This window comes from Bacillus sp. 05T31, from assembly GCF_056396725.1.
Window position 1 is genome coordinate 1 of the sequence record NZ_JBFTMA010000297.1, and the last position, 6836, is coordinate 6836.

The 6836-nt window shown below is 33.7% G+C and carries 7 protein-coding genes and 1 pseudogene; 6 read left to right on the forward strand and 2 right to left on the reverse strand.

Features of this window, described 5'->3' with window-relative positions; genetic code table 11:
• The 3 genes from AC1DJR_RS17380 to AC1DJR_RS17390 form a co-directional block, all read left to right on the forward strand.
• A partial coding sequence (locus AC1DJR_RS17380; RefSeq protein WP_477003116.1) for a methyl-accepting chemotaxis protein occupies nt 1–1505 on the forward strand: 1505 nt, incomplete at its 5' end.
• A 163-nt stretch (nt 1506–1668) separates the two neighbouring features.
• Entirely contained in the window at nt 1669–1974 is a 306-nt protein-coding gene (locus AC1DJR_RS17385; RefSeq protein WP_477003117.1) for a hypothetical protein, read from the forward strand.
• 266 nt (nt 1975–2240) lie between these two features.
• Entirely contained in the window at nt 2241–2609 is a 369-nt protein-coding gene (locus AC1DJR_RS17390; protein ID WP_002126974.1) for a DUF3979 family protein, read from the forward strand.
• 34 nt (nt 2610–2643) lie between these two features.
• On the opposite strand, the gene AC1DJR_RS17395 is transcribed toward AC1DJR_RS17390, so the two are convergent.
• Nucleotides 2644–3684 carry a YkvI family membrane protein gene (locus AC1DJR_RS17395; RefSeq protein ID WP_477003118.1) on the reverse strand — a complete coding sequence of 347 codons (1041 nt, stop codon included), beginning with the start codon at nt 3682–3684 and terminating at the stop codon, nt 2644–2646.
• A gap of 235 nt (nt 3685–3919) precedes the next feature.
• Here AC1DJR_RS17395 and AC1DJR_RS17400 point away from each other — a divergent pair, with 235 nt between their 5' ends.
• The 3 genes and pseudogenes from AC1DJR_RS17400 (at nt 3920) to AC1DJR_RS17410 (ending at nt 5999) form a co-directional block, all read left to right on the forward strand.
• A complete protein-coding gene (locus tag AC1DJR_RS17400) occupies nt 3920–4363 on the forward strand; it encodes a Dps family protein (RefSeq protein ID WP_002012416.1) in 444 nt (147 codons plus the stop codon).
• Between the two features lie 108 nt (nt 4364–4471).
• Nucleotides 4472–4843, forward strand: a pseudogene (locus tag AC1DJR_RS17405) (DUF3939 domain-containing protein); the annotation flags it as partial.
• 214 nt (nt 4844–5057) lie between these two features.
• A complete protein-coding gene (locus AC1DJR_RS17410; RefSeq protein ID WP_113770201.1) occupies nt 5058–5999 on the forward strand; it encodes an alpha/beta hydrolase in 942 nt (313 codons plus the stop codon).
• Between the two features lie 52 nt (nt 6000–6051).
• Here the strand turns inward: AC1DJR_RS17410 and AC1DJR_RS17415 are convergent.
• Nucleotides 6052–6836, reverse strand: a 785-nt coding sequence (locus AC1DJR_RS17415) for an LLM class flavin-dependent oxidoreductase (RefSeq protein WP_477003119.1), incomplete at its 5' end; no start/stop codon positions are given.

Below are 6836 nucleotides of genomic sequence, written 5' to 3' on the forward strand. Positions count from 1 at the left end.
GGAATGGACATATTGTCGTAACAATCGCAAAACAAACTGAAGATAAAAGTGGTGTTATTGCGGTAGATTTAAGTTTAGATAATTTATTAAAAACAACAAAGTTAATCAATATTGGTAAAAAAGGCTATGCTTTCATTTTAGATGGAAAACAAAAAATAATTGCTCACCCTCAAGAAAAATCGGGTGACAAGGCAGATGATTCTTGGGGAAAGAAAATATACGAAGATAACCATGGCACTTTTTCATACACTTATGGTGGTAGTGAAAAGAAAATGGTATTCGCGACAAATTTAAAAACAGGTTGGAAAATTGCGGGGACGATGTATTCAAATGAAGTAGTTGAAGCTGCTCAACCTGTATTTTATAATATGTTAATTGTAATGTTTATTTCATTAGTTGTAGGTGGAGTGCTTATTTATTTCGTGACACTTTCTATTACCAAACCTTTAAAACAATTAGTTGTCACTTCTAAAGAAATAAGCGAAGGGGACTTAACTCAAACGATTAAAATACATTCAAATGATGAAATTGGACAACTTGCGAAAGGTTTTAATGARATGACWSATTCACTAMGWACRTTAATTGGAAGAATTAATACTTCAGCAGGGCATGTTGCAGCTGCATCTGAAGAGTTAACAGCAAGTGTGAGACAAGCGAGTGAAGCGACTGAACAAATTACATCAGCAATGGATGAAATATCAAGTGGTGCAACGACGCAAACAGCAAGCGTAGAAAATGGTGCTATGTTACTGTTTGATGTAACAGAAGGGATTCAGCATGTAGCAAATAGCTCATCATCTATTAATACTGCTTCTGCTCACACTCGCGAAAAAGCAGAAGATGGTGGAAAGCTAGTTGGAAAAACAGTAAATCAAATGCAATCTATTGCGGAATCTGTTTCACAGTCAGATGCTGTTATTCAGTTGTTGAATAAYAAATCRAAGCAAATTGGTGATATTTTAGAAGTYATTCAAAATATTGCAGATCAGACAAATCTTCTAGCTTTAAATGCAGCAATTGAGGCTGCAAGAGCTGGTGAGCATGGAAGAGGCTTTGCAATYGTTGCTGATGAAGTACGAAAATTAGCAGAACAATCTAGTGTATCATCAAGTGAAATTAGTAAATTAATTTGTGAAATACAAGAYGATATGAGTAAGACAGTAAAATCTATGAATAATGTAAATGAAGAAGTTCAATCTGGACTTGTTATTGCAAATGAAACGAAACAAAATTTTGCTGAGATTTTACAATCTACAAATGAAATTGCTGATCAAATTAAAACGATGGTTGAAACGGCTAATGGAATGTCAAAAGGTGCAAATGAAGTATCTATTTCAGTTGGCCAAATTGCAATGACAGCACAAAATAACGCGACGAGTACACAAAGTGTTGCAGCGTCAGCTGAGGAGCAGCTAGCTTCCATGGAGGAGATTGGTTCTGCAGCTGGTACACTATCTCAAATGGCGGAAGAGTTACAAGTATTAATTGAAAGATTTAAAGTATAAAAAGGGGGGCTGTCTCAAAATAGCATTCGTGCTATTAGAGACAGTCTTTTAGCTGATAAACGGATTAGAGGTTCAATGTATGTAATGTTTGTCGAAAAATAGAGGAATTTGTTAAGCGGGTGTATAATTAATATAATATAGACTACGTTTAAAGGAGATCAGTATGGGAGTGTATTGGGGAACGAAAAGACATTCTTGGCTTAGCTATGTCTCGTTTTGGTTAAGCATTTTATTCTTTGTTGCTTTTTTAATTGAAGTGTTTGTATTTAAAACACTTTCAAATAGCTCATTACAAATCGTTAAATACTTTTATTTTATATTTGTTCCATTAAATATCATTCTTAGTTTAAGGTTATTATTTAAGAAGAATGAAAAGAAAATATTACCGATTTTTAGTTTAATTGTATCACTATTATTTGCAAGTTTAATTATAGTGTTAGCATTAGYAGCTACAGGAAAAGTCTTATGAGGAGAGTGATATAAATTACTCTTCTTTTTTGTGGTTTTTTAAGAGTTATAAGTAGTGTGTAGGAAATAAGGAAAGTGATAAGTTATCAGTAAGAGGACGTACTAGTGAATAGAGAGTGAACTGAAAATACTATATGTTTTGTATGAGTTTATAAAGCAAATGAATGCAGTAAGATTCGTGATATATGGTACAATAAACATGGATAGTGATAGAGATAAAGGGTATATAAAATACTCATCGTTTTTTAGTAAGAGAGGGGTTATCTTATGCTATACGAGGATTTGATGACATTATTCCAAGCTGCTCCGATAAAATTAGATAGAGGCGGCTGGAAATATATAATCCAGGAACAAAATGATAATTATGAAATTGTTGATGAAATGTTAAAAAAGCAAATGAATGTTGAATTGTATTTTAATGAGTATGATGAGGTGAAAATCACTTTATATAAAGATGGAAGCCCTATTACTACTATGCAAAGAATTGCTATTTCAAAAGTTGAGTTGGATGAAGAGGAAGACGGCATTCAATTCGTATTAGAACGCATGCCAAGTCGAATGATTCGTTTGCAATTAAAGCCATATCTTGCAGTAGAAATGGGGCCGTACTGGGAAGTATGTGAAGACTGTGAATGAAGATGAAAAAACATCCGTATACACGGATGTTTTTTCATGTTTTTTGAAGTTGTTTAAAGGCAATAATCGGTAGTAAAATGATGCTCACCCAACCGATAATAGGATATAGAATATGAAGTAATTCACTATATCCGATGAAACTAAAGCAATAACTAATTAGTAATATGAAGTAAATAATGTTATTACTTTTCCATCCGGTAATGGATTGCATTTGTTTTGTCATTCCGAATATATTCCCAACTAATGTTGTGAATACTTCACCAAAAATGATAAGAACAAAGAAAAAATGGAAAGTTGCATTAAACCTTCTTACAACTTCAGCCATTGGGATGTTATATTGATAAAATTGTTCAACTGATAATATTGCTAAATGGCTACATAATAAAATAAAGCAAAGCCCCGCACCTCCTAAAATCCCCCCCCATAAAATAGCTTTTCGATCTTTTACTTCACCGGCCAATGGGACGAGAACACTTTGGGCGAGAGAAAGATTTAATGCGACATATGTAATAGGACTAGTGATCCATTTCATATTCCAACTTTCTGTAGGAACGGTGTCCATAATAGGAGTTGTACCATGAATAAAGGTTGTAATAGCAAGTCCGATAATAAARATCATCATAATAGGTACGACAAGTGTATTYACTTCAAARACACCTTGTAATCCCCGGCTCCCAATAATGAGRCAGGCGATGACTGTGATAAAAATACCAAGTTGTCTCGGGAGGCGAAGTTGTTCTTCAAATACTGCCCCGGCTCCTGATAACATAACGCTMGTTACRCCAAATAATACGAGTAATAATAAWGTRTTTAYRACATTTCCAAATACATCYCCAAATAAATATTTGTTGAAATCTTGCGCTGAAAATGCCCCGATTTGTGAGGAGAGCAACATCATCTTTGTACCGAGCCAAATAAAAAAAAATCCACTTATACATATGCCAATGGTCCCGTACAATCCGTTCACTGTGAAAAATTCAACAATTTCTCGCCCAGTAGCAAATCCAGCTCCAACGACMGTTCCGATATAAGTAGCAGCGACTTTCTTTGCTACTTGCCATTGTTGATTGTCCATGTTATCCCTCTTTCTTCTATGATGAGCTTRACTTACTATTATGCWTATGTGTGAGCTTGGACAATTAGACATATGAACTGGTTGAAAGGATACATGAATTATATGATATTAGGGAAATATTAAAGGTGTTAAAACTTTGTTACATGTAAGCTGTTTATTCGGAATAATAGGAAATGTATGGTAAAATGAGGTTAGGTTATTAAAAGATAGTAACATGATAAGAGGAGTGGATTGTATGAGTACGAAAACAAATGTTGTTGAAGTATTAAACAAGCAGGTAGCAAACTGGAATGTATTATATGTCAAACTGCATAATTATCATTGGTATGTGACAGGACCGCACTTCTTTACATTACATGAGAAATTTGAAGAGTTTTATAATGAAGCAGGAACATACATTGATGAGTTAGCAGAGCGTATTTTAGCGTTAGAAGGAAAACCGTTAGCGACAATGAAAGAGTATTTAGCAACTTCAACTGTAATCGAAGGGACAAGCAAAGAGTCTGCAGAAGAAATGGTGCAAATTTTAGTAAACGATTTTTCTGCACTTATTCAAGAATTAAAAGAAGGTATGGAAGTAGCTGATGAAGCTGATGATGAAACATCGGCTGATATGCTATTAGCAATTCATACGACATTAGAACAACATGTATGGATGTTAAGTGCATTCTTAAAATAAACATAAATGGATTAAAGAAAAACTCTATTGAAAAATTCTTTCAATAGAGTTTTTTATAATTTTTCAGTTTTCTTTTATGCTATAATATAGTAAAAAGGAGGCGATACAATGTTTCGCTTTTTCAGAACTGGAAAAGAAGATAGGGAAATTACGAAAGATGAATTAGAACAAGCGATGGCGAAGTTTCTAGAAACGAATGCTAATATCGTTTATACAGTTTTAGTAAATGATGATTACACAGTAAATTATGATTTGTTAAAGCCCTATTTACCTGCATTTCCAACAAATTTTTTTCTGATAACGAAGGAAACGCTTGAAGTATTTGAACATACAGAAGAAAATTTAAACCTAGTTAAAGAAATTGATATCGTACAAAAGGCCGTAGATCAATATGTAACAGAAAAAGAAATGTTCCCAATTGTTGAAGATAGCGAAGATCGCCTCATATGCGGAGTGAAGCTAGGACCTTTTTTATTAAAATATTGATTTTTCAGTTTATTTAACTTTATACTACAACTAGTGGATAGGAAGGAGTGGTGTATTATGCGTGTACATACATTAACTATTAAATATCATTCTGAGAATCAGGTATTGTTAAGTTGAATTGTAGAATTTAACTAYTTATACCGTGACCCTAGAATGATAGGAAGATTGGAGAAGCAATTATTATAAAAGGTTACGGGGGAATTCCTATATGGAAAATAATATGACTTATATTAAGTTATTAAATGAAACGTTACATTGTTATGCAAATAAAGGAAGTTTTGAAGCGTATTCTTATATAATGAATAATGCTAAAGATGTAATGGGTAATGAAGCACAAATATATAATTTTAAATATGCATTAGCAAGTGCAGCAGGACTTGAAGAAGAAGCGTTGCATTTAATGAAGAAAGCAATTATAGAAAATGGATTTTGGTACGGAAGTGAGTATTTAATTTCCGATGATGATTTAAAACCACTACATAAATTTGAGGAGTTTCATAGAATGGTTCAATTATGTAAAGAAAGAGAAGAATTAGCAAAGAAATCGGAACAAGCAGACGTGAAATATAAATACAGCAAACAAAATGAAAATCTACTAATAACACTGCATGGGGATCAAGAAAATATACAAATAATAGAACCATATTGGAACTCTGTAATGGAACAAGGTTTTATGCTAACATTGCCTCAATCTTCCCAAATTCAATTTTCAGATGGATATGTTTGGGATAATATCGAAAGAGGAAGAGAAGAGTTAAAAGGACATTACAATAAGATTAAAGTGAATAAAACATTTGGGAATATTATTATTGGTGGCTTTTCTGCTGGGGCAAGAGTAGCGTTACATTCCATGTTACAAGGTGAAATAGAAGTGAACGGTTTTATTTTTGTGGCACCGTGGCTYCCGGAAATGGAAGAATGGGAAGAGATGATTGGAATATTGCATGATAAAAGCATAAAAGGATATATAATATGTGGGGATCAAGATGAAGATTGTTTTGAAGGTACACAGCAATTTGTAACGTTATTAAAGGATAAAAATATAGAACATAAGTATAAAGTTGTGCCTAACTTAAATCATGATTATCCTCATAATTTTGATGAGTTATTAAAAGAAGCTATTGAATATATAGGAAGCAAAAACAATTGATTGGTAGTAAGAAAAGGAGATGCATCAAATGTGATGCATCTCCTTTTCGTTATTATAAATTAAAAGCATCTGCCAATAGGCGATAAGAGTTTAATTTATGTTCAAATTGATGAGTAATCGTGACAATCATAAATTCGTCAGTATTATACGCTTTGCTTAAGTTTAATATTTTTTCTTTCACAGAAGACGGATCACCGACAATCATACGTTGACGATTTTCTTTTATGCGGAATAGATCATAAGCACTATACGAATAATTTTGAGCAGTTTCAATAGAAGGAGTACCAGTAGTCCGTTTTCCTTGTTCTAATAGTAAAATCGATAAATCAAGGCTTGATGCAATCTTCTCCGCTTCTTCATTTGTTTCTCCGCAAATAACAAAAATAGATACGATTGATTTTGGTTTATCACCTAAATAGGAAGGTTGGAATTGTTCTTGGTAAGCCTTCATTACTTCAGGGCCACCGTATCCGTTAATGAACTGTGCAAATGCAAAAGAAGCGCCTTGCTTTGCGGCAATCATTGCACTTTCTCCGCTAGAACCGAGCATCCACATTTCAGGAGATGTTGGGATAACTGGAGTAGCCCTTAAGTTTGCATAATGATGGTTTTCTGGTACTTGATCATGTAAGTACATAGCAACATCTGCAATTTGTTCTGGATATTGATCAAGTGAGACCATTTTACCTTCTTGAAGTGCGCGAGTTGCTATCGGCATACCACCAGGCGCTCTCCCGACACCAAGGTCGATGCGGCCCCTATAAAGTGCTTCTAAAACGCGGAAATTCTCGGCAACTTTATATGGACTATAATGTGGCAGCATAACACCACCAGAAC

What these genes read in the sequence shown, in the direction of transcription:
- AC1DJR_RS17400 (WP_002012416.1), top strand. Translation starts at nt 3,920, where the DNA reads ATGAGTACGAAAACAAATGTTGTTGAAGTATTAAACAAGCAGGTAGCA.
- AC1DJR_RS17390 (WP_002126974.1), top strand. Translation starts at nt 2,241, where the DNA reads ATGCTATACGAGGATTTGATGACATTATTCCAAGCTGCTCCGATAAAA.